Source organism: Nitrobacter sp. 62-23 (assembly GCF_001897285.1).
GTDB lineage: Bacteria > Pseudomonadota > Alphaproteobacteria > Rhizobiales > Xanthobacteraceae > Nitrobacter.
This window is the reverse complement of record NZ_MKSM01000100.1, coordinates 25,307-47,136: the sequence shown is the minus strand read 5'-3', so window position 1 is coordinate 47,136 and position 21,830 is coordinate 25,307. Positions and strand designations below refer to the sequence as shown.

The 21,830-nt window shown below is 62.9% G+C and carries 18 protein-coding genes and 1 tRNA gene; 11 read left to right on the top strand and 8 right to left on the bottom strand.

Annotation, left to right across the window (positions count from 1 at the left end; translation table 11 throughout):
• The first annotated feature begins 24 nt into the window (after positions 1 to 24).
• Positions 25 to 762: a tRNA-uridine aminocarboxypropyltransferase gene (locus BGO16_RS10325; RefSeq protein WP_292618603.1), complete on the top strand. Its 738-nt coding sequence runs from the start codon at positions 25 to 27 to the stop codon at positions 760 to 762.
• 97 nt (positions 763 to 859) lie between these two features.
• Positions 860 to 933 (top strand) — tRNA-Cys (locus tag BGO16_RS10320).
• An 82-nt stretch (positions 934 to 1,015) separates the two neighbouring features.
• Here BGO16_RS10320 and BGO16_RS10315 read toward each other — a convergent pair.
• The gene (locus tag BGO16_RS10315) at positions 1,016 to 1,240 is read right to left on the bottom strand and encodes a hypothetical protein (protein WP_292618602.1); all 225 of its coding nucleotides are present in this window, start codon (positions 1,238 to 1,240) and stop codon (positions 1,016 to 1,018) included.
• A gap of 409 nt (positions 1,241 to 1,649) precedes the next feature.
• Between BGO16_RS10315 and glmS the strand changes: the two genes are divergently transcribed.
• Complete coding sequence (glmS, locus tag BGO16_RS10310; protein WP_292618601.1) at positions 1,650 to 3,476, top strand: glutamine--fructose-6-phosphate transaminase (isomerizing); 1,827 nt, start codon at positions 1,650 to 1,652, stop codon at positions 3,474 to 3,476.
• A 100-nt stretch (positions 3,477 to 3,576) separates the two neighbouring features.
• The gene (locus BGO16_RS10305; protein WP_292618600.1) at positions 3,577 to 4,347 is read left to right on the top strand and encodes a DUF502 domain-containing protein; all 771 of its coding nucleotides are present in this window, start codon (positions 3,577 to 3,579) and stop codon (positions 4,345 to 4,347) included.
• 3 nt (positions 4,348 to 4,350) lie between these two features.
• On the opposite strand, the gene recG is transcribed toward BGO16_RS10305, so the two are convergent.
• The gene (gene recG, locus BGO16_RS10300; protein WP_292618599.1) at positions 4,351 to 6,450 is read right to left on the bottom strand and encodes an ATP-dependent DNA helicase RecG; all 2,100 of its coding nucleotides are present in this window, start codon (positions 6,448 to 6,450) and stop codon (positions 4,351 to 4,353) included.
• Positions 6,451 to 6,610: 160 nt separating this feature from the next.
• Between recG and BGO16_RS10295 the strand changes: the two genes are divergently transcribed.
• Both BGO16_RS10295 and mfd read left to right on the top strand, forming a co-directional pair.
• The gene (locus BGO16_RS10295; RefSeq protein WP_292618598.1) at positions 6,611 to 6,901 is read left to right on the top strand and encodes a succinate dehydrogenase assembly factor 2; all 291 of its coding nucleotides are present in this window, start codon (positions 6,611 to 6,613) and stop codon (positions 6,899 to 6,901) included.
• A complete protein-coding gene (gene mfd / locus BGO16_RS10290) occupies positions 6,898 to 10,425 on the top strand; it encodes a transcription-repair coupling factor (RefSeq protein ID WP_292618597.1) in 3,528 nt (1,175 codons plus the stop codon). The genes BGO16_RS10295 and mfd overlap by 4 nt, the downstream gene beginning before the upstream one ends.
• Positions 10,426 to 10,430: 5 nt before the next feature.
• Here the strand turns inward: mfd and BGO16_RS10285 are convergent, their stop codons facing one another.
• The 3 genes from BGO16_RS10285 to BGO16_RS10275 all read right to left on the bottom strand — a co-directional run bounded on the left by BGO16_RS10285 (position 10,431) and on the right by BGO16_RS10275 (position 15,043).
• Positions 10,431 to 11,666: a GGDEF domain-containing protein gene (locus BGO16_RS10285; protein ID WP_292618596.1), complete on the bottom strand. Its 1,236-nt coding sequence runs from the start codon at positions 11,664 to 11,666 to the stop codon at positions 10,431 to 10,433.
• Between the two features lie 85 nt (positions 11,667 to 11,751).
• Positions 11,752 to 13,257, bottom strand: coding sequence for a class I adenylate-forming enzyme family protein (locus BGO16_RS10280; RefSeq protein ID WP_292618595.1), 1,506 nt, complete (start codon positions 13,255 to 13,257; stop codon positions 11,752 to 11,754).
• Between the two features lie 4 nt (positions 13,258 to 13,261).
• The gene (locus BGO16_RS10275) at positions 13,262 to 15,043 is read right to left on the bottom strand and encodes an extracellular solute-binding protein (RefSeq protein WP_292618625.1); all 1,782 of its coding nucleotides are present in this window, start codon (positions 15,041 to 15,043) and stop codon (positions 13,262 to 13,264) included.
• 307 nt (positions 15,044 to 15,350) lie between these two features.
• Between BGO16_RS10275 and BGO16_RS10270 the strand changes: the two genes are divergently transcribed.
• Complete coding sequence (locus tag BGO16_RS10270; RefSeq protein WP_292618594.1) at positions 15,351 to 16,094, top strand: invasion associated locus B family protein; 744 nt, start codon at positions 15,351 to 15,353, stop codon at positions 16,092 to 16,094.
• A gap of 276 nt (positions 16,095 to 16,370) precedes the next feature.
• On the opposite strand, the gene hspQ is transcribed toward BGO16_RS10270, so the two are convergent.
• A complete protein-coding gene (gene hspQ, locus BGO16_RS10265) occupies positions 16,371 to 16,703 on the bottom strand; it encodes a heat shock protein HspQ (protein ID WP_292618592.1) in 333 nt (110 codons plus the stop codon).
• 122 nt (positions 16,704 to 16,825) lie between these two features.
• Entirely contained in the window at positions 16,826 to 18,052 is a 1,227-nt protein-coding gene (locus BGO16_RS10260; RefSeq protein ID WP_292618591.1) for a UbiH/UbiF family hydroxylase, read from the bottom strand.
• A gap of 146 nt (positions 18,053 to 18,198) precedes the next feature.
• On the opposite strand from BGO16_RS10260, the gene pcsA reads away from it, so the two are divergent.
• From pcsA to BGO16_RS10240, 4 genes are all read left to right on the top strand, one after another.
• The gene (gene pcsA, locus BGO16_RS10255) at positions 18,199 to 18,933 is read left to right on the top strand and encodes a phosphatidylcholine synthase (RefSeq protein ID WP_292618590.1); all 735 of its coding nucleotides are present in this window, start codon (positions 18,199 to 18,201) and stop codon (positions 18,931 to 18,933) included.
• Positions 18,930 to 19,655, top strand: a complete 726-nt coding sequence (locus BGO16_RS10250) for a TerC family protein (protein ID WP_292618589.1) — start codon at positions 18,930 to 18,932, stop codon at positions 19,653 to 19,655. Before pcsA ends, BGO16_RS10250 begins: the two co-directional genes overlap by 4 nt.
• A gap of 79 nt (positions 19,656 to 19,734) precedes the next feature.
• Positions 19,735 to 20,712, top strand: coding sequence for a quinone oxidoreductase (locus BGO16_RS10245; RefSeq protein ID WP_292618588.1), 978 nt, complete (start codon positions 19,735 to 19,737; stop codon positions 20,710 to 20,712).
• Positions 20,713 to 20,881: 169 nt separating this feature from the next.
• Positions 20,882 to 21,034, top strand: coding sequence for a hypothetical protein (locus BGO16_RS10240; protein ID WP_292618587.1), 153 nt, complete (start codon positions 20,882 to 20,884; stop codon positions 21,032 to 21,034).
• A 10-nt stretch (positions 21,035 to 21,044) separates the two neighbouring features.
• Here BGO16_RS10240 and BGO16_RS10235 read toward each other — a convergent pair whose 3' ends face one another.
• Positions 21,045 to 21,812 carry a 5-oxoprolinase subunit PxpA gene (locus BGO16_RS10235; protein WP_292618586.1) on the bottom strand — a complete coding sequence of 256 codons (768 nt, stop codon included), beginning with the start codon at positions 21,810 to 21,812 and terminating at the stop codon, positions 21,045 to 21,047.
• Between the last annotated feature and the right edge of the window lie 18 nt (positions 21,813 to 21,830).

The window sequence follows — 21,830 nt, the reverse complement described above, 5'->3', positions numbered from 1 at the left end:
AACGAGTGCGTCGTATAGCGGGCCATGTCCAAAAACGCCGCGCAAGCTGCCGCCGACAAAAGTCCAGAGACAGTCGAGGATTGTCCGCGGTGTCGCAAGCCGTTGGCGCTCTGCATTTGCGACAGTGTCGAGCCGGTCCGCAACAGGACGTCGCTCTTGATACTGCAGCATCCGCAAGAGCAGGACAGGGCGCTCGGCACCGCCCGGCTGACGGCGCTCCATTTCCGGGATGCCGTCCTGAAAATCGGGTTGTCGTGGCCGAGCCTGTCGAAGGCGCTCGGCCGGCCGGTGGATGACCCCTCCCGCTGGGCGGTGCTTTATCTCGGTTCGGCCAAGGCCGATTCTTTCGGCGCCAACCGCGCCATCGTGGCGATCGATCGCAAGGGCGAGATGGAAGAGGATCAACGCGGTATTCTCGCCGATATCGAGGGCTTGGTGCTGCTGGACGGCACCTGGAGCCAGGCCAAGGCGCTGTGGTGGCGCAACGCGTGGATGCTCAAATGCCAGCGCATCATTCTGGGACCGCGCCAGCCTTCGCGCTACGGCAAGCTTCGCAAGGAGCCTCGCCGGGATGGACTCGCCACGATCGAGGCGGCAGCGATGATGCTTGCTGGTTTGGAAAATCGCCCGGACATCGAGACGACTTTGCTCGCGAGTTTCGAGCGGATGCTGGCGAAATATCGCGAAGTCCAGGCGACGACGCCCGAACTTGCGCCCCGGCCGAAACCGAAGAGGGATTACCGCCGCCGCAAGCGGGTCTGAACGGCCGCTTCAGAAACGCAATTTCAGAATTTACATTGAACCAGTCTGAGCAAGGTTGCCTAACTAGCTGATGCTCTATATTGATCCGGATTCAAGGGGCCACGTGGCGGAGTGGTTACGCAACGGTCTGCAAAACCGTGTACTCCGGTTCAATTCCGGACGTGGCCTCCATCAACATAATCAATGGCTTAGGTTGATTATTTGATGAAATGCAAAACCGGTTCGCGAGCCTTCATGCGGCTTGCCGCATCATTCAGCAGGCGCCGTTCCATCCATCCGGGAAAGGGAAAAACGGCCAGGTGACAGCGTTGTCATTGGCGGCGTTGTCATTGGCGGCCTTTGGCGGCTCGCCGAAATGCAGGTCGTCGAAATGGAGGTCGTCGAATTCCGGCGAGTCCTTCGGCACGGCCTCTTCGATGCGCGGAGCAATCGCGGCGCTCACCGCGTTCAGCATCCGTTCAAACTCGGCTTCACTCATGCGCGCCTCACTTTTTTTGTTTCTTGCGCACACAGTGCCAGAAAGGGCTTGGGCTCTCGTTGCGGGAATCACTAAAATTGCATCGATCGCCGGTCAAAGCGATCCTCAGCACTGGGGACACCGGGAACCTGCGGCGCGGAGCTTTACCACCGATCGTCGAACGCGGGCGCGGTCGTCAAAGGTTGACGGGTGGTTAACCGGCGGCGGATCGCCATCGCGGCGCGAGTCCCGATCGCGGTGAAGAAACTCGCGGGATGAATGCTGAAGGCCGGCGCGACGATTTGCGATCGGATCGATTTAACCCTGTCGCAATCGGCAATAATTATTGTTTCCTTGCGCTCCGGGGTATTCGTTAAGAGGACACGGACAGTTTTTGTAGTTTTTTCTGCGATTGGAGAAATTGATCCGCATGTGCGGCATTGTCGGAATTCTGGGATGCGGTCCCGTCGCGGATCAGTTGATCGATTCGTTGAAGCGCCTCGAATACCGCGGTTACGATTCCGCCGGCATCGCGACACTGGAGGGAACGCTTCTGGCGCGCCGTCGCGCCGAGGGCAAGCTGCGGAATCTGGAAGCGCGCCTGCGGGCTGACCCGCTGGCGGGACACGTCGGGATCGGACATACGCGCTGGGCAACGCACGGCAAGCCGACCGAGAACAACGCTCACCCGCATGCGACCGAGCGCGTGGCGGTCGTCCACAACGGCATCATCGAAAATTTCCGCGAGCTTCGCGACGAGCTTCAAAAAAAAGGAGCGGTCTTCCAGACCGAAACCGATACCGAAACGGTCCTGCATCTCGTCGACGGCTATCTCGCCGCTGGCCTCGATCCTGTCGAAGCGGTCAAAGCCACGCTGTCGCGGCTTCGCGGCGCCTTCGCCCTCGGCTTTATTTTCGCGTGCGATGATAACATTCTGATCGGCGCGCGTAACGGACCGCCGCTGGCTATCGGCTATGGCGAGGGCGAAATGTATCTGGGATCGGACGCCATCGCGCTCGGGCCGTTCACCGATACGATCAGCTATCTCGAAGACGGCGACTGGGCGATTTTGACCCGCCAGGGTGCAACCGTCTACGACCACCGGAACGCCGTCGTTCAGCGCGAGCGCGTCAAGCACAGCGCCTCGACCTCCCTGGTGGACAAGGCCAACTTTCGTCACTTCATGGCCAAGGAAATCCACGAACAGCCCGAAGTCGTCGGGCATACGCTTGCCCGTTATGTCGACATGGCGACGGAGCGCGTGTTGCTTCCGACCGATCTCCCGTTCGATTTTCGTGAGATCAGGCGGGTCTCGATCGTGGCTTGCGGGACCGCAAACTACGCCGGTTACATCGGCAAATACTGGCTTGAGCGTCTGGCCCGGCTGTCCGTCGACATCGATATCGCATCGGAATTTCGCTACCGTGAGGCTCCGCTCGGCAAGGGCGATCTCGCCATCTTCATTTCGCAATCCGGCGAGACCGCCGACACGCTCGCGGCGCTTCGTTACGCGAAGGAGCAGGGATTGCACACGCTCTCGGTCGTCAACGTCACGACGTCGACGATCGCGCGCGAGAGCGAGAGGATGTTGCAGACCCTGGCGGGGCCGGAGATCGGCGTCGCTTCGACCAAGGCTTTCACCTGCCAGTTGATGGTGCTTGCGGCGCTCGCGATCGCCGCAGGCAAGGCGCGGGGCGAGTTATCTGGGGAAGACGAGGCCAGGCTCGTGCACGGCCTGATCGAGGTTCCGCGGCTGATGTCGGAAGCGCTGGCCACCGAACCGCAGATCGAGAAGCTCGCGCGCGACATCGCCAAAACGAGGGATGTTCTGTATCTCGGACGAGGCACCAGCTATCCTCTTGCCCTGGAGGGCGCGCTCAAGCTCAAGGAGATTTCCTATATCCATGCGGAAGGCTACGCCGCCGGCGAACTCAAGCATGGACCGATCGCGCTGATCGACGAGAACATGCCGGTGGTGGTGATCGCTCCCTACGATCGCGTTTTCGAAAAGACCGTGTCCAACATGCAGGAGGTGGCGGCGCGCGGCGGCAACATCATTCTCATGACCGACGCAAAGGGGGCCGCCGAGGCGGCCGTCAAGTCGCTGGTGACGATTATCCTGCCCGACATGGCAGCGATGTTTGCACCTCTGATCTATGCGGTTCCGGTGCAGTTGCTGGCCTACCATACCGCTGTCGTCATGGGCACCGACGTCGACCAGCCACGCAATCTGGCAAAATCCGTCACAGTCGAATAAGACTGGGGAGCGCCGCGGTCCAACGCGCCGCATGCAAAGTCTGCTGGAATGCCTATATGAGCAGATACTGCCCTTTTGGACCCCTTGATCTGGAACCACGATGACCCGTGACAATTCTTCGAGCGGCGCCCCAGGCGACCCTCCCCAGGAGGTGCCCCGCGGCGTCATCGCGCGATTCCGGAATTACTTTCTGACCGGTCTGATTGTCGCAGGCCCGGTCGCGATAACGCTTTATTTGACCTGGTGGTTCGTGAACTGGGTCGACAATCTGGTGCGGCCGTTCGTCCCCATTACGTATCGGCCGGAAACGTACCTGCCTTTCGGAGTGCCGGGATCGGGTTTGATCGTCGCGGTATTCGCGCTGACGATGCTCGGCTTCCTCACGGCCAATCTGATCGGCCGGACGCTTGTCGATTTTGGCGAAAAGATTCTCGGCCGGATGCCGGTGGTGCGGGCGATCTACCGCGGACTCAAGCAGGTTTTCGAGACGCTTTTTTCCGGATCCGGATCGAGCCTGCGCAAGGTCGGCCTGGTCGAATTTCCGTCGCCCGGGATGTGGTCGATCGTCCTTATTTCGCAGGTCCCGAGCGCGAATGTCGCCGCGCGACTTCCGGGTCAGGAGGAGCACATTTCGGTCTTCCTGCCCTGTGCGCCCAACCCGACCACAGGATTCTTCTTTTACGTACCGAAGAGCAAGGTGGTCGAGGTCGACATGAGCACGGAGGAGGCGGCAACCCTCATCATGTCTGCGGGCGTCGTTCAACCGAACTCCGATCAGCAGAAGAAGCTCGCGGCTCTTGCGGACGCGGCCAATGCGACCCGCGCGGCGAATGATTCCGCCCTTACTCCCGAGACTGCAAAGGTCGACTGACGTTCAGCCTGCACCGATCAGGGGCAGGGCCTCGTCGCGCTCGAACAGATACAGCAGGCATCGCAAGGCTTCACCCTGCGCGCCGGACAGCTTCGGGTTCTGCTTCATGATGCGCAGGGCTTCGTCGCGGGCCTGCGCGATGAGCTGCGCGTGAACATCGGAGCGCGCAATGCGATAGCCGGGCAGGCCGCTTTGGCGAGTGCCGAGCACGTCGCCTTCACCGCGCAGCTTCAGATCTTCTTCGGCGATGCGGAAGCCATCGGTGGTTTCCCGGATCACCCGCAGCCGTGCATCGGACATCTCGCCCAATGGCTCGCGGTAGAGCAGCAGGCAGGTTGAAGACTCGGAGCCGCGGCCGATCCGTCCTCGGAGCTGGTGGAGTTGCGCAAGGCCGAAACGCTCGGCGTTCTCGATGACCATGATGGTCGCCGCCGGAACGTCAACGCCGACCTCGACCACCGTTGTCGCGACCAGCAGATTGATTTCGGCCGCCGCGAACTGCGCCATCACGCGGTCTTTCTCAGACCCGCGCATCTTGCCATGGACGAGACCGACCTTGCCGCCGAAGCGCGTTTTAAGGCTGTCAAATCGTTGTTCGGCATCGGTGAGGTTCACGGTTTCGGATTCCTCGACCAGCGGGCATATCCAGTAAACCAGCTTTCCGGCCTTCACGGCACGGCCGACCGCGTCGATCACCTCGTCCAGCCGGCTGTCGGGGATGGCGCGGGTATCGATCGGCTGCCGGCCGGCGGGCTTCTCGCGCAGTTCGGAGACGTCCATGTCGCCGAAATAGGTCAGAACCAGCGTGCGCGGAATCGGTGTCGCGCTCAAAACCAGCACATCCACGGCCTCGCCCTTGGCGGTCAAGGCAAGGCGCTCGCGCACGCCGAAACGATGCTGTTCGTCGACGACCGCAAGCGCCAACGCCTTGAACGCGACATCGTCCTGAATCAGCGCGTGGGTGCCGACGAGCAGGTCGATGTCGCCGTCGGCAAGGCGCGCAGTAATCTCGCGCCGCTCCTTGCCTTTCTCGCGCCCGGTCAGGATCGCGACGCGCAAGCCCGCCTGTTCGGCCAGCGGCGCGATGGTCTTGATATGCTGGCGCGCGAGGATCTCGGTCGGCGCCATCAGCGCGGTCTGCTTGCCGGCTTCGGCCACCGCGGCGGCGGCGAGCAGGGCGACGACTGTCTTGCCCGAGCCGACATCGCCCTGAAGCAGCCGCAGCATCCGCACCGGTTGCCGCAGGTCGTCGCTGATCGCGGCGGCCGCCTGCTGTTGGGATGCGGTCAGGGCATAGGGCAGCGCGTCGATGATCCTGCTGCGCAGGCGCCCGTCGCCGGCGTGCCGGCTTCCGGCCGGCCGTCGAAGCCGCGCCCGCACCAGCGCAAGCGCAAGCTGGCCCGCAAGCAACTCGTCGAAGGCGAGGCGTGACCAGAACGGACCTTCCGGCAGGATATCGGTCAATTCCGAGGGAACGTGAACCCGATGCAGCGCTTCCGCCATCGGCGGGAAGTTGCAGCGGCGCAGGATCTCCGGGCTGATCCATTCCGGCAGCGCAGGGAGCTTTTGCAGGGCCATCGCGATCGCGCGCCGCAACGTACCCAGCGCTAGGCCCTCGGTGAGAGGATAGACCGGGTCGATGCCGGAGAGCTTTGCCAGTCCCGCTTCATCGACAACGCGGTCGGGATGAACGATCTGCAAGGTGCCGTCGAACATCTGAGCGGTGCCTGACACGTAGCGCCGGGCTCCAACGGGAAGCAGCTTTTCGACGTAGCCCGGTTGGGCGCGGAAGTAGGTCAGCACGACGTTTCCGGTCTCGTCCCCGGCGTAGACCAGATGAGGTGCGCGCGAGCGTCCGGGCGGCGCGGGGCGATGCCGGTCGACTGTCACTTCCAGCGTCACCACGGTGCCGGGAACGGCATCGCGGATTTTGGGTCGCGCCCTGCGATCGATGACGCTTGCGGGCAGGTGAAGCAGCAGATCGATCAGGCGCGGGGTTTGGTCACGCCCCAGCAGATACCGGAACAGCTTGTCCTGCTTCGGGCCCACGCCCGGCAGGCTGGTCACCGATGCAAAGAGAGGATTGAGCAGTGCAGGGCGCATCGCGCGACTCGACGGATGGCGAGGTGGGTCCGGTACGCTGGAATCCTTGAATGCAATTTTCGGATTATGCAATGCGCGAACGGGTGCTGACATCCCCATTCGCCAGCGCTATATGATGCCGGCCCGGCTCGTCCGGGCTTTCGGCGTTCGGATGGGATTGATGACGGGATCGACACGATCGAGCGGCGGCCTTGACGACCGCCGCAAACGGCTCTTGTTCCGCTGCTGGCATCGCGGCATGCGCGAGATGGACCTGATCCTCGGCCGATTTGCCGATGCGGAAATCGGCTCGCTCACCGATGCGGAGTTGATCGATTTCGAGAGCCTGATCGAGGTCCCGGACCCCGACCTGTACGCCGCGTTGAGCGGCGGCGCTCCACTGGCTCCCCAATACCGCACGGCTCTGTTCGATCGCATCAGGTCGTTTTCTCCACCAGGGCCGGACGCATGAAGACGACTGCACGATCACCCGCGGACTCGCTCTCGCCCGGCCGCCCGCTGACGCTTGCCAACGTCGCGGAAGGCGCGGAGGGGCTTGTCGCCTCCGATCTCGCTCGCGCCATCAAGGCCAAGGCAGGACGGCAGGCTTCGGCCGTGAGCCTCGCCGTTGTCTGCCGCGATGGTCCGCGCATGCAGCAACTGGCGCGCGCGCTGGAATTCTTCGCGCCCGATATTTCAGTGATGCAGTTTCCGGCATGGGACTGCCAGCCCTACGATCGGGTCTCGCCGCACGGCGGCGTCCTTGCCCAGCGGCTCACGACGCTGGCGCGGCTGTCCCGTCTGGCCGGCAGCGAGGCGCCTCTGATCCTGCTCACGACCGTCAACGCCATTGTGCAACGCGTGCCCGCGCGCGAGATCGTCGCGTCTCAGGCCCTGTCGGTCGCGCCGGGCCACGTGGTGCCGATGGACTCGATCGTCGCATGGCTGGAGCACAACGGCTACAACCGCTCCTCGACGGTTCGCGAGCCCGGCGAATACGCCGTGCGTGGCGGCATCCTCGATCTGTTTCCGTCCAGTCTCGACCAGCCCGTCCGGTTCGATTTCTTCGGCGACTCCCTGGAGTCGATCCGCTCGTTCGACGCTGAAACCCAGCGCACGCTGCTCGATGTGCGTTCGCTCGATTTGGTCCCGATTTCAGAATTCCAGTTCGTCACCGAAACCATCCGGCGCTTCCGGATGGGATATGTGGCCGCGTTCGGGGCGCCCGCACCGGACGACCTGCTGTACGAGGCCGTCAGCGAGGGACGGCGGTATCCCGGCATGGAGCACTGGCTGCCGTTGTTTCACGAACGCATGGACACGCTATTCGATTATCTCGATGGCGCGACCATCGCCGTTGAGCCGCAGGGCGAGGACGCAGCGAACGAGCGTTTCAAGCAGATCGCGGACTACTACGAGGCGCGGCGCGAGGCCGTCGAGCATTCCGGCGGCGGTGCGATCTACAAGCCGCTTCCGCCCGACCGGCTTTATCTGACGCCGGACGAATGGACGAAGCGCATCAGTGAAAACGTGCTGGTGCGGCTGACGCCTTTTGCGGTGCCCGACGAGGCCGTCGATGTCATCGATGCCGGCGCGCGGCAGGGGCGGAATTTCGCGCCCGAGCGGGCGGACGCCACCGTCAACGTTTTCGAATCCGTCGTATCCCACATTCAGGCGTTGCAGGCCGCGCGGAAGAAAGTCGTCGTTGCGTTGTGGAGCGAGGGTTCGCGCGATCGCATGGCGAGCATGCTGCGGGACCACAAGCTGCTCAACCTGACGAGCGTCAATGTGTGGCGCACGGTTCAGGCCACGCCGCGCAATGAAGTGATGCTCGCGGTCGTCGGCATGGAGTCGGGGTTCGAGACCGAGACCGTTGCCGTTATCAGCGAACAGGACATTCTTGGCGATCGTCTGGTGCGACCGCGCAAGGCGAGCCGCAAGCTTGAAAATTTCATCTCGGAAGCGACCAGCCTCGCGGCCGGCGATCTCGTCGTCCACGTCGAGCACGGCATCGGGCGTTTTACCGGTTTGCAGACGCTCGAGGTGAGCGGCGCACCGCATGATTGCCTTGAACTGCGCTACGCCAACGAGACCAAGCTGTTCCTGCCGGTCGAGAACATCGAACTGTTGTCGCGCTACGGGTCCGATCAGGCCAATGTCGAACTTGATCGTCTCGGCGGTGGTGGCTGGCAGGCCCGCAAGGCCAAGCTGAAAAATCGCATTCGGGAGATTGCCGGCGAGTTGATCAAGGTTGCAGCGGCGCGGCAATTGCATGAAGCGCCGAAGCTGCCGGTGCAATCCGGTCTTTATGATGAGTTCTGCGCGCGCTTCCCCTACGAGGAAACCGAGGATCAACTCAGTGCGATCGAAGCGTCGCTGAAAGACCTGGAAAGTGGCCGGCCGATGGATCGGCTGGTATGCGGCGACGTCGGTTTCGGCAAGACCGAGGTGGCGTTGCGGGCGGCCTTCGCCGTCGCGCTGGATGGCAAGCAGGTCGCCGTCGTGGTGCCGACGACGTTGCTGGCGCGCCAGCATGCCAAAACATTCACCGAGCGGTTCCGCGGTTTTCCGGTAAACGTCGCGCAGGCGTCGCGGCTGGTGTCGCCGAAGGAGCTGACGCAGGTCAAGAAGGGACTTGCCGATGGCTCGGTCGATATCGTCGTGGGCACCCACGCGCTGCTCGGCAAGTCGATCAAGTTCAGGGATCTCGGACTTCTCGTCGTGGACGAGGAACAGCACTTCGGCGTCAGCCACAAGGAGCGGCTGAAGCAGTTGCGCGCGCAGGTCCACGTGCTGACGCTGAGCGCGACCCCGATTCCGCGCACCCTGCAACTGGCGCTGACCGGCGTGCGCGATCTCTCGATCATTGCTTCGCCGCCGGTCGATCGGCTCGCGGTGCGAACCTTCGTGGCGCCGCACGATCCCTTGATGATCCGCGAGGCGCTGCTGCGCGAACGCTATCGCGGCGGCCAGGCTTTCTATGTGGTGCCGCGCATCGACGATCTGGCCGAGGTCAAGGAGTTCCTCGACAAGCACGTGCCGGAGATGAAGGTCGCCGTCGCCCACGGGCAGATGCCGCCGACGGTGATCGAGGACATCATGTCGGCCTTTTACGACGGCAAGTATGATGTGCTGCTCTCCACCACCATCGTGGAGTCGGGTCTCGACATTCCGTCCGCCAATACTTTGATCGTGCATCGCGCTGACATGTTCGGACTGGCGCAACTTTACCAGTTGCGCGGTCGCGTCGGCCGTTCGAAGCTGCGCGCCTACGCGCTGTTCACGCTGCCCTCGACGCACAAGATCACGGCGCAGGCCGAACGCCGCCTCAAGGTTCTGCAATCGCTTGAAACGCTCGGAGCAGGCTTCCAGCTTGCATCGCACGACCTCGACATTCGCGGGGCCGGAAACCTGCTTGGCGAGGAGCAATCGGGCCACATCAAGGAAGTCGGGTTCGAACTCTACCAATCGATGTTGGAAGAGGCGATCCAGAACCTGAAAACCGGTATGACGGAATCTGCCGACGACGAGCGGTGGTCGCCGCAGATCACCATCGGCATGCCGGTCCTGATTCCGGAAGACTACGTCGCCGATCTCGCGGTGAGGCTGTCGCTGTATCGCCGGCTGGCCGACCTCGACACCGATGACGAGATCGACAATTTCGCAGCAGAATTGCGTGACCGGTTCGGCCCGCTGCCGGATGAAGTCCGCTACCTGTTCAAGGTCGCCGCGATCAAGGCCTATTGCCGTCGCGCCAATGTCGAGAAGGTGGACACCGGGCCGAAGGGGGCCGTGATTTCCTTCCGCGACAACAAGTTCGCGCAACCCGATCGGCTGGTCTATTTCATCCGCCAGCACGGGCAGGCGGCGAGGGTTCGTCCCGATATGAAGGTGGTGTTCTTCCAGAACTGGGAAACTCCGGAGGAACGCCTGACAGGCACCACCGAAATCATGCGCCAACTCGCCAATCTCGCGGCAGACCGCAAAGCGGCGTGACGCTATTACGACGCTGCGCGATGCGCCGCGTCGTTCAATCGGGCGAGAAGCGATTGTGCGGAGTCGTGGGGCTGGGACGCGGTCAAGGCGACATGAGGATCGAGCCGCAGGGCTCGTTTGCTGCTGTGCGCCGTATGCTTCATCACGCTCGAAAGCCGCCGTGCGATCATGTGGGCGTTACGTGGATCAGCGTCCGAGAAAACCACGATGATCGACCCGTCATCTTCGAGCGTGCCGAAATCCATCCGCCGCATCAGCCGGCTGAGAATACGCGCCGCATCCAAGAGCTGGCGATCCAGCTTTTGATCGAGCGAGAACCGCGCAACTGACAGCCGCCCTCCGTCGGATTTTGTCTGAACGATCGCCGTGTCGAGTTCGCGATGAAAAGCATCCACGGTGAGCAGGCCGGTTCGTGGATCCAGCAGGCCACCCGCATCGAGCGATTTCAGCGTGCGACAGAGGCGCGCCTCGAAGGCGTGTTGCCGAACCAGCGGCAGGAATGTGCTTGCGATATGAGCCGGTTCTCCTGACATCCGTTCGAGGTTGGGAAGATCAAAGGCCGCCGCGAGATTGCCGGCGGTGACGGCAATCGGCAGATTGCGAAAGCGGGCGTCTTCCGCCATCACGGTGAGAAGCGCCTCGACGACGCGCCCGGTGAACCCTTCTCCGATAACGATGCCGTCCAGGCTGCGCGCGTTGAGATGCTTCGCAGCCGCCTCGATGCTGAGCGCGCCGACCACGCCGACTTGTTCGCCAAAAACAACAGATAGCGCGGGGTAGGTGGCGCCGCGCCCGATCAGGAGAACGGTCGCGTCATGGATCGGGTCATCGTCCGGCTGGCGTATCGGTGCAGCCGGATTGCTTGCGAGCCGCCGCAGCACGGTCGCGTGCAAGGTTCGCACGCGAAGCGCGGCGTTGAGACGCGCGCCAAGCCGGTCGAGCCCGCCGCTTGCGGACGAGTACGGCAGTGCGTTGTGCGGCCATGGCATGATGGAATCGGCGACGATCAGCGGAACGTAGGGCTGCATTGCAGCAACCTGGGTCGCCAGATCATCGAAAGCCGTGCCGCAGCCTTCTGTCGTGGCGACGAACACCGCCGCTGGATGAAGCCTGGCAACCGCGCTCGAAACCTCTAGCCAATCGGTCTCAACAACGGGAAGGATGTTTAGGCAGGACAGGGAGGTAGCGAGCGGCTGGCGGCTCCCGGAGGAAACAACGATGAGCGGGCCTTGATGGGACATTCTTACCAAACTCGAACACGCGCCGGCGCGCCCGAGCCTAGTTTGCCGTCCTTAATGCCGCGTCAATGGATGGAACTGATTTCGATCAGCCCGGAACCGATCGATCGCGAAAGGCCTCCACCATCAGGGGGTTCAACCCGAGTTCGGCAAGCGCCTCGCGGGCGCGTGCATTGTCGTCGGTGCGTCCGGCGAGGCGATGGCCGCTCAGGCGGTCGGGAAGAGCCGTCAGCATCGCATTCGAACCGAGCCGCCGCGCCCATTCCTGCAGGTCATCGGCAAGAAACCGGTAGCCGCCGACGGCGAGAACGCCGGAGGGCGGGGCCGTTATGGCGATTCCGCCCGTGGCCCGATCGATCCGCGCGGCATAGCCGGTATCGACATAGTCCGGCGGAGCGAGCGCGGCTAGGGGATCGACCGGCCGGTCCGTGACGGCGTAAGCCGCAACCGGCACCATGGGACCCCTTAGCCCAAGCGTCCCCTTGGGGGTCAAAATGATCTCGCCGGCCGTCGATGACGCGGGGACTTCGGGCGGGGCTCGATAAGGCCCAGGCATAACCGGAGCGGCCGATCCGTCGTCGGCGCGCCGGATACCGAAAAGGCCGGCTTCGCCGAACAGATAAACATCCGTCATCCGGATTCCGTTTTGAGGCCAGAGCGCGCTTGAGCCAACCTGCTCCGGAGTCCGCCACAGGCCGACGACGTGACGCAGGCTTTGCGCCGATGACAGAACGTCGGCTTCCGCCATCCGCAATGCCAGCGGGGCTGGCGCAATCAGCGTTTCGCAACGTTCGGTCTCGATCTGCTGCATCATCATGGTTTCGTCGAAGGGATGATGCATCGCCAGCGTGCCGCCGCTGAGCAGCCACATCACGAACGAGGAGGCCAGCCCGGCGAATGACGACGGCGCGAGGGCCGAGAGGATGGTGGCTCCCTGAGGCAATCCGCTCTCGAGGAATATTGCGAGGCCGGCGGCGATCAGGTTGACATGGGTTCGCGGCACGGCGAGGAAGCCCGAGCCCGAGGCTTCGAATGTCACCACCGCGGGACGACGCGAATCCTGGACCGCGAGCCGAAAGCTGTCAGCGTTCAAGTCGCTGGCAACCACATCCAGCGGAATCATGCCTTCCGGCAGATCGCTGCCGAAGCCGCAGACATGGCGTATGGAGAAGGCTTCGGCAGCCGCGTTCATCGCGAGATCGGCATGATCGACGCCGTCGATACGACCCATGGCAACGATCGCGCGCGCGCCGGTGCGGTTGAGCGCCACGGTCAGTTCGGCCTGTCGCCAAAGCTGGGGCAGCAGCGCGACGATCAGGCCGGCACGAAAAGCGGCGAGCACGGTCAGTGCCAGTTCGACGGTGTTGGGCAGTTGAACCGCGATCACCGAATTGGGCGGCAGGCCGGCTTCGATAAAATGGCCCGCCAGCGCCGAGACGGCCCGGTCGGCCTGCGCGAAGGTCAGGCGCCGCGGCGGCTGTCCAGTCACCCGCAACTTGTCGGGCGGGTCGATCAGCGCCGGTTGATCCGGCTGCCGGGCGAGGATGCGGCCGAACAGTTCGTCCAGCGTGGGCGATATGTTGTTCTGGAGCACGGCGTCACTGGCTCGGCTTCGGCGGCCTTTGCCACCATGTTTCGGGGAGGTATCCGGTCAACGCGGTCGCTTCCGGTCGTTCTATCCGATTCCAGCGTGCAATCCATTGCTCTTGAACGTTGTAGACCGGAATTACGTAGAAGCCGGACATCAGGGCCCGGTCGAGCGCGCGAACCGCATCCACGAAGTCGGGCCGGCTTTTCGCCTCGAGCAGGGCGGCGATCATGGCGTCGACCGCCGGATTCTTCACGCCCATGTAGTTTCGCGTTCCCTGGATGTCGGCAGCCTCGCTGCCCCAGTAGAAGGACTGCTCATTGCCCGGCGACAGCGATTGATCCCAGCGGTTCTGGATCATGTCGAAATCGAAAGCGAGCCGCCGCTGGTCGAACTGGACCGCATCGACCGAGCGCACGGTCACCTCGATCCCGGCCCGCTTGAGATCGCGCGCATAGGTGAGGGCGATTCGTTCCTGGTCGCGCGTCGTCACCAGAATCTCGAAGGCGAGGGGCACCCCCGTCGGGCGGTGACGCAAAACCGACCCGTCAAGCTCGTAACCGGCTTGCGACAGCAGCGCGAGGGCGGCACGCAGCGCCGTGCGGTCGCGACCCGAACCGTCCGTCACCGGCAGACGATAGCTGCCGTCGAGAATATCCTGCCGCACGGCCGACCCGAACGGCTTCAGCAGCGAACGTTCCTGTTCGTCGGCGGGGCGCGCATAGGCTGACAGTTCCGATCCCGCGAAGAAGCCGCCGGCGCGGCTGTAGAGCCCGAAGAAATAGTTGCGGTTGATCCACTCGAAATCGAACAGCAGCGTCAGCGCTTCGCGGACGCGGATATCCGAAAACATTGGGCGTCGCGTATTGAAGACCAGATATTCCGACGGCGCGGGCAGGCCGGTCTTGATGGCTTCGCGAATGAGGTGACCGTTGCGGGCGGCGGGAAAATCGTAGCCGTCATGCCAGCGCAGCGGTTCGGTCTCGACGCGGAAATCGTACAGCCCGCGCTTGAAAGCTTCGAACTGACTATTGGCGTCGCGATAGAAGTCGAGCCTGATCGCGTCGAAGTTCCACAAGCCGCGATTGACCGGAAGGGCGCGTCCCCAATAGTCCGGATTGTGCGTCAGGGTGACACTCGCTCCGGGCTTCACCGCGGTGACGCGATACGGCCCGGAACCCAGAGGCGCTGTCATCGAGGTCTGCTCGAACGTCGCGGCGTCGATCGCGTGTTTCGGCAAGATCGGCATCAGGCCGAGAATCAGCGGCAGTTCGCGATCTCCAGTTCCGCCGAAATCGAACCGCACCGTGCGCTCGTCGAGCGCCTCGGCCTTCGCCACCTTCGAATAATACTGGCGATGATTGGGGCGTCCTCTGTCGCGCAGGAGTTGCCAGGAAAACAGCACGTCTTCGGCAAGCACGGGCCGCCCGTCGGAAAAACGCGCCAGCGGGTTGAGGTGGAAGGTGGCGTAGGTTCGGGCCTCGTCCGTATCGATGCTGTCCGCCAGGAGGCCGTAAAGCGTGAAGGGCTCGTCGTTGCCTCTCGCCATCAGGCTCTCGACCACGAATCCGCGTATTTGCTGGACGGCGACGCCTTTGACGATGAAGGGGTTGAGGCTGTCGAAGCTGCCCGAAATGCCCTGCACCAGCCGGCCGCCCCTGGGTGCGTCCGGATTGGCGTAGGGCATGTGGTTGAAATCGGCCGGCAACGCCGGTTTGCCGTGCATCGCGATGGCGTAGCTTGGACTTGCCGGAACGCTCTCGGACCATCCCAGGACGCCAGAGGCGACCATGAAGCTGAGGCAAAGCCAGATCAGGTCACGGCGGCGCGACGTCGGTTTCAGTCGTAGGCTGCGGTTTGATTCGGCCTGGCGCACAGCCGAATCTTACCACAGCCGTTGCCGGGCGCGGAAAAGACCAAAAACATCTGTTACCATTGCTGTTTTCGACCGTCACTGTATTGAACGCGGGCAATTGAACGTGATAGGGCCATCTGTCACGTAACCGCCTCATTTCGCTAAGAGACAGCCGCCAACGGTCGAGGTGTCGGTGCCTGCGTCGCAGCGTTCGGGCGCCATCGTTCAGAAAGGGTTTTCCGCAATGAATTTTCGTCTCTTGGCTGCGACGGCCCGGCCGCGCGAACGGGCTCTCGCCCTGTTGGCCGCGGTGACGCTGGCGGCTGTACCTTTTGTACCTGACGCGCTCGCCCAGACTGCTCCCGCCGCCAAAGGCAAGACGGCCGCTCCGCCAAAGGCAGCCCAGGCTGCTCCGGCCGCAGCCCCGGCCGAACAACAGGTCCAACTGATCTATGCGCCATGGACCAAATTCTGCCTGAAGGGTCAGGACGCGAAGGCCAAGCAGGTCTGCTTCACCGGCAAGGACGGTCGGATCGAATCCGGCCAGCCGGTGATTGCAGCGGTCATTATCGAGCCCGAAGGCGAGCCGAAGAAGATCCTTCGCGTTACGCTGCCGCTCGGCATGCAGCTCGTCCACGGCACGCGCATCATCATCGACAGTAATCCGCCGCAGCAGAGCCCTTACGTGATCTGCTTCGCCAATGGCTGCATGTCCGATTACGAACTGACGCCGGAAATGCTCGCGCATCTCAAGAAGGGGCAGAACCTGATCGTCCAGGCGATCAATTCCAACGGCGCGCCGCTGACGCTGCCGCTGCCGCTGGCTGAATTCGCCAAGGCCTATGACGGTCCGCCGACCGATCCGAAGGTCTTCGAGGAGACCCAGAAGAAGTTGCAGGAGGAGCTGCAAAAACGGGCTGCCGAAGCGCGCGCGAAGCTCGAAGCCACCCAGCAGAATGCGGGCTCAGCCCCTGCCGCCAAGCAATGAGCATGATCCCGAAAAGCGGAAGCCGGTTTTCGGAAAAAGATCATGCTCAAACAAAAAGATAAACGACGAGTCTGATTCAGCGTAGTTGAAACAGACTCTAACTCTTCAAGAAGGCAACCGGAAAAGGCGCTCGATGGAGCGCCTTTTTTGTCGATCCGTAACGGATGAAAAGCTTAGAGCCCTTCCGCGTCTGATGGAAGCGGAGCTCCGTGTTTTTGATTTGACGCGTTTTCTTGACGCGAACCGGTAGCCACTTCGCTTGAAAACGCTATAGCTTCAGTTGAGCGACGGGTTACGCGGGCGATAGCCGCCGGATTTGTCCTTGATGAAAATCTCGGCCACCTGCGAATGCCGGATTGGCTCACCGGAGTCGTCAGGCACAAGGTTCTCCTCGGACACGTAAGCCACGTATTCGGAATCCGCGTTTTCGGCGAGCAGATGGTAGAACGGCTGGTCCTTGTGCGGCCGGACATTTTCCGGGATCGAGAGCCACCATTCCTCGGTATTGTTAAAGACCGGATCGATGTCGAAAATCACGCCGCGGAACGAAAAAATCCGGTGGCGAACAATCTGGCCGATCTGGAACCTGGCGGTGCGCGCTTTTCCCATTCTCGTCGAATAGACCAGGATTGCGGCCGAAGCTAGAGGCAAGCTGATCAATCAAGCCTCGGTTCGGGTCAGCGGACCGGACCGCGCCGGGTCGCCAATCCTCCGGGACGATCGGCCGCGGTTCAAGACCGGCTGGATCGCGTTTCCGTGTGGGGAGGTTTCCGCCATGACGGGGCGAGGCCCTCGCGCATGGCAAGACGCCGGAGCGGGCCAATCCCGCTGATCAGGTGCAGTCCGAGCGCGCGCGCGGTCTGAATTGGCAGGAACTCGCTCAGCAGCGACCGGTTGGCGAAGTCGATCGCCCATGTCCGACTCAGCACGTCGCTGCGCCGCGCCGTTTCGAAACGCGCGAGGGTGCGAGGTGAGCCGGGATCCTCGCCCGATGCGAGAGCGCCGCGGACAACGTCCGCGATGTCAGCAGCATCGCGCAGGCCCATGTTCAGGCCTTGCGCGCCGATCGGCGGCAGAACATGGGCGGCTTCGCCGACCAGCACGACGCGGTTGCTTGCAAAGCGCGCCGGCCGCTCGATCGCGAGCGGAAACAGATTCCGGCCCGGTTCGACGCGGAGCCGTCCCAGGATCGAATGTAATTGCCTTTCGGCGGTTTCGGCCAGGTCGTCGTCGCTGAGCCCCTTGAGGCGTGCGGCCTCCTGCGGGGAGGCGACCCATACGACGCTGGAGCGGTCTCCCGGCAACGGCACAAAAACGCAGGGGCCGTGCGGCGTGTGAAATTCGGTCGAGGTATTTTTGTGCGGCCGGGCATGGGCCACATTGAACGTCAATGCAGCCTGATCGAGCGCGCGGCGCGTCACGTTGATGCCGGCGGCTTCGCGGCAAAGCGACTGACGTCCGTCGGCTCCGACGACGAGATGGGCGGTCAATGTCTCTCCCTGCCGCGTCGTGATGGTGACCGCGGCATCGCCCGGCGCCACATGCTCCGCCTCGCCGTCGATCCGCGTGAGGTTGCCGGCTTCCGCGGCTCGCGCTTCCATGGCGGCCATCAGCGCGCGGTTTTCGATATTGTAGCCGAAGGCATCAAGTCCGATTTCGTCGGATGAAAACCGCACCTCGGGAGCACGGATAAGGCGTCCGGTATCGTCGACGAGCCGCATGACGCGGAGAGCCGCCGCATCGGCCTCGCAGCGGGGCCATACGTCAAGCTGCCGCAGCAGATCGACGGAGCCGCCAAGCAGCGCAGTTGTCCGGTTATCCCCGTAGGCGATGTGGCGGGCGACCAGCACCGTGCGGGCGCCGGCATCGGATAGCGCGATCGCCGCCGCCAGGCCGGCGGGCCCGCCGCCGACCACGGCGACGTCGTAAATAGTACCCGGTTTCGCACTCTCGTTCATATGCAGACAATCAACATTCGCAGCCGCATTTTCAAGCCCGCCGGCGAACATTGTCAGCGACTGATCATGTTCCCGCTCGTTTGAGCGGCGTAACGCCGCAACGATCGTTATGCAAACCGGTACGATTCCTGATAGCAAGATGGCCAATGAGCCAGTCGAGCCGGCAGGACCCGCCACCCGGACCCCGAACGTCGCGAGCCGCTGCGTTCTGCGTTCATGTTTTTACGGCGGCGGGCAGCGGCATCGCGCTGTTGGCGCTGCTTGAGGCGGTGCGGGAGCACTGGGCGGCGATGTTCGCCTGGCTTGGTCTCGCGCTCGTGATCGATGGCCTGGACGGACCGATCGCGCGGCGGCTGAACGTCGAGGCCGCGCAGCCGAACTGGTCGGGCGAGGTGCTGGACCTCGTGGTCGATTTTGTGACCTACGTGTTCGTTCCCGCCTATGCCGTTGTTGCGAGCGGGCTGCTGCTGCCGATCGCAGCGCCGTTGCTGGGCGTGGGTATCGTCATCAGCGGTGCGCTTTATTTCGCCGACCGCCGGATGAAGACGGATGACAATCACTTTCGCGGCTTTCCGGCGCTGTGGAATGCAGCCGCATTCTACCTGTTCCTGCTGCATCCATCCCCGGTGATATCAACGCTGGCCATCGCATCGCTCATCGTTTTGACATTCGTGCCCGTCAAGGTGTTGCACCCTGTGCGGGTGAAGCGGTTGCGCGGTCTCAATCTGTCGCTGATCGCCGTATGGACTGTGCTGGCGATCATGACCATCGCGAAGAATTTCAATGTGGCGACGCCGGTCACCGCCGTGCTCTGCGCCATTGCGCTTTACGTTGTCTGCGGCGATGCCGTGATCCGTGTCCTGAGGCCAGAAAACCGATGATCGAACTGCTGACCAGCCCGGAAGCATGGGCCGCGCTGTTGACGCTGACGGTCCTTGAGATCGTGCTGGGCATCGACAACGTCATTTTCCTGTCGGTGATCGTGTCGCGTATCCCGCCACCGCAAGCGAAGCGGGCGCGCCAGATCGGACTGGCGCTGGCGCTGATTTTCCGCATCCTTCTGCTGAGCATTCTGGTCTGGCTGATCGGCCTGACAACGCCGGTTTTCACGGTGAAGGAATTCGCGTTTTCCTGGCGCGACGTGATCCTGATCGGCGGCGGCCTGTTCCTGATCGCCAAGGCGACGCACGAGATTCACGGCGAGGTTGAAGCGCGCGAACCGGAGGAAGGGAAAGTTTCGAAATCGAGCGCGTTTTTCTGGATCATCGTGCAGATCATCGTCATCGATCTGGTATTTTCGCTCGATTCCATCATCACGGCGATCGGCATGGCCAAGGATCTCGAGATCATGATCGCCGCCGTCATCATCGCATGTTTCGTCATGTATGTATCGTCGGGACCGGTAGCGCGGTTCGTCGCCGAGCATCCGACGACCAAGATGCTGGCTCTGACGTTTCTTGTTCTGATCGGGGTCGCGCTCGTCGCAGACGGATTCCATTTCCATATCCCGCGCGCTTATATCTACTTTGCGATGGCGTTCTCGGCGGCGGTCGAACTGTTCAACGTGCTCGCCAGGCGCAACCGCTCCAGGGCTGGCCGCTGAGTTTTTTCAGCGGTTGTGTTGACAACGCAGGCTCAATGCCTTTCGCTCTCCATAGCGCAGGGGCGGCAGGAGAGGAGCGATGGCCAAGGCGGTGCGCGTTCATCATGTGGGCGGTCCCGAGGCGCTGGTTTACGAGACCGTGGATGTCGCCGCGCCGGGGCAGGGCGAAGTTCGCATCCTGCAACATGCCGTCGGGCTGAACTTCATCGACGTCTATTATCGCACCGGCCTCTACAAGGCGCCGGCCAAACCGTTCGTCGTCGGCAACGAGGCCGCCGGTGAAGTCGTGGCGGTCGGGCCTGGTGTCACCGACTTCCATCCCGGCGACCGCGTCGCTTACTATTTCAATCTCGGCGGTTACGCGACCGAGCGAAACATTCCGGCCGACAGGCTGGTGAAGCTGCCGGACCACATCACCTACGAGCAGGGCGCGGTGCTCATGCTCAAGGGCCTGACGGTGTGGTATCTCCTGCACAAGACCTTCAAGGTCGAGCACGGTCATCGCGTGCTGATCCACGCGGCAGCCGGCGGGATCGGTCTGCTGGCGTGTCAGTGGGCGAAGGCGCTCGGCGCGAACGTCATCGGCACGGTCGGATCGCAAGCCAAGGCGGATCTCGCGCGGGCCAACGGCTGCGATCACGTCATCCTTTACAAGGAAGAGGATTTCGTCGCGCGCGTGAAGCAGATCAGCCGCAACGAGTTATGCGACGTGGTCTATGACGGCGTCGGCAAGACCACGTTTCCAGGCTCGCTGTCCTGCCTGCGGCCGCGCGGCCTGTTCGTCAGCTTCGGCAACGCCTCCGGGCCGGTGCCGCCGTTCGCGCTGACCGAACTCAACAATCACGGGTCGCTGTTCGCGACGCGGCCGAAACTGAACGACTATGTGGCGACGCGCAGAGAGTTGCTTGAAGGCGCCGATACGCTGTTCGCCGCCGTCATCAACGGAACGCTCCACGTTCCGATCAACCGCGCCTACGCCTTGAAAGACGCAGCGAAAGCGCATGCCGACCTCGAAGGCCGGCTGACGACGGGAGCCGCGATCCTCAAGCCGCAGTAGCTGTTGCCGGGCGAAATATCGCGAACAGAATTTTTCGCAGGAGCGCTTGTGAGAGAATTTCCGTCCGGAAATCAGCGGTTTTGAGCAATCCCATCGTTATTTCCTCACCGATCTTGCAGCCGGCGGGAGGCGTCGTTCATTGTAGCGCGTATTGGGCCGGAGACCGAAGATGTACCAACCATCGGACGAGATTCGCGTTAACGTGAGCGCTCGCAGCGTGACCGAACGCATGATGGTGCGCGTCCAGACCTTTGCGTTATATGGCTCGCTGGCGCTGATTGCCGCCGTTGTATTTGGTTCGCTGTCGATCCACCCGTTCTAGTCGAAGCGGGTTATTTCGCCGTCTTGAACGGCGCAATCGCGATGTCATTGTCCCTGAGCGCCTTGCACAGAACCCGCGCGATATCGACCGCGCCCGGCGTGTCGCCGTGGATGCAGACGGTATCCATCCGCATCCTGATCGCCTTGCCGCTGATCGAGATCACCTCTCCGGACTGAATCATTTTCACGGCGCGTTCGGCGACGGCTTCGGCGTCGTGAAGGACGGCGCCGGGCTTGCTCCGCGGCACCAGCGATCCGTCATCCTCGTAAGCGCGATCGGCGAAGACCTCATGCACCATTGGCAGGCCGAAGGCTTCGCCAGCGGCAACGAGGCGGGAATTCGCGAGCACCATGAAGACGAGATCGGGGTCGACCGCCCTGATCGCCGAGGCGATCGCGCGCGCGGTCATGTCGTCCTCGCAGGCGACGTTGGAAAGCGCGCCGTGCGCCTTCACATGCGTGACCCGGTGCCCGGCCATGGTCGCGATCGCCTGCAATGCGCCGATCTGGTAGGCGACGAGGTTCTCGATTTCCGACGACGTGAGGCCGACGATGGGCCGCCGCCCGAAGCCGTGCAGGTCACGATACCCCGGATGCGCGCCGATGCTGACGCCGCGCGCCTTGGCGAGATCGACCGTCTTCTTCATCGTGTCTGCGTCTCCGGCGTGAAACCCGCAGGCGACGTTGACGGACGTCGCAAGCTCGAGCATTGCGGCATCGTTCCCCATCGGCCAGACGCCGAAGCCTTCGCCGAGATCACAGTTGAGGTCGATCGTCATGAGTTTTCTGTTCCGATG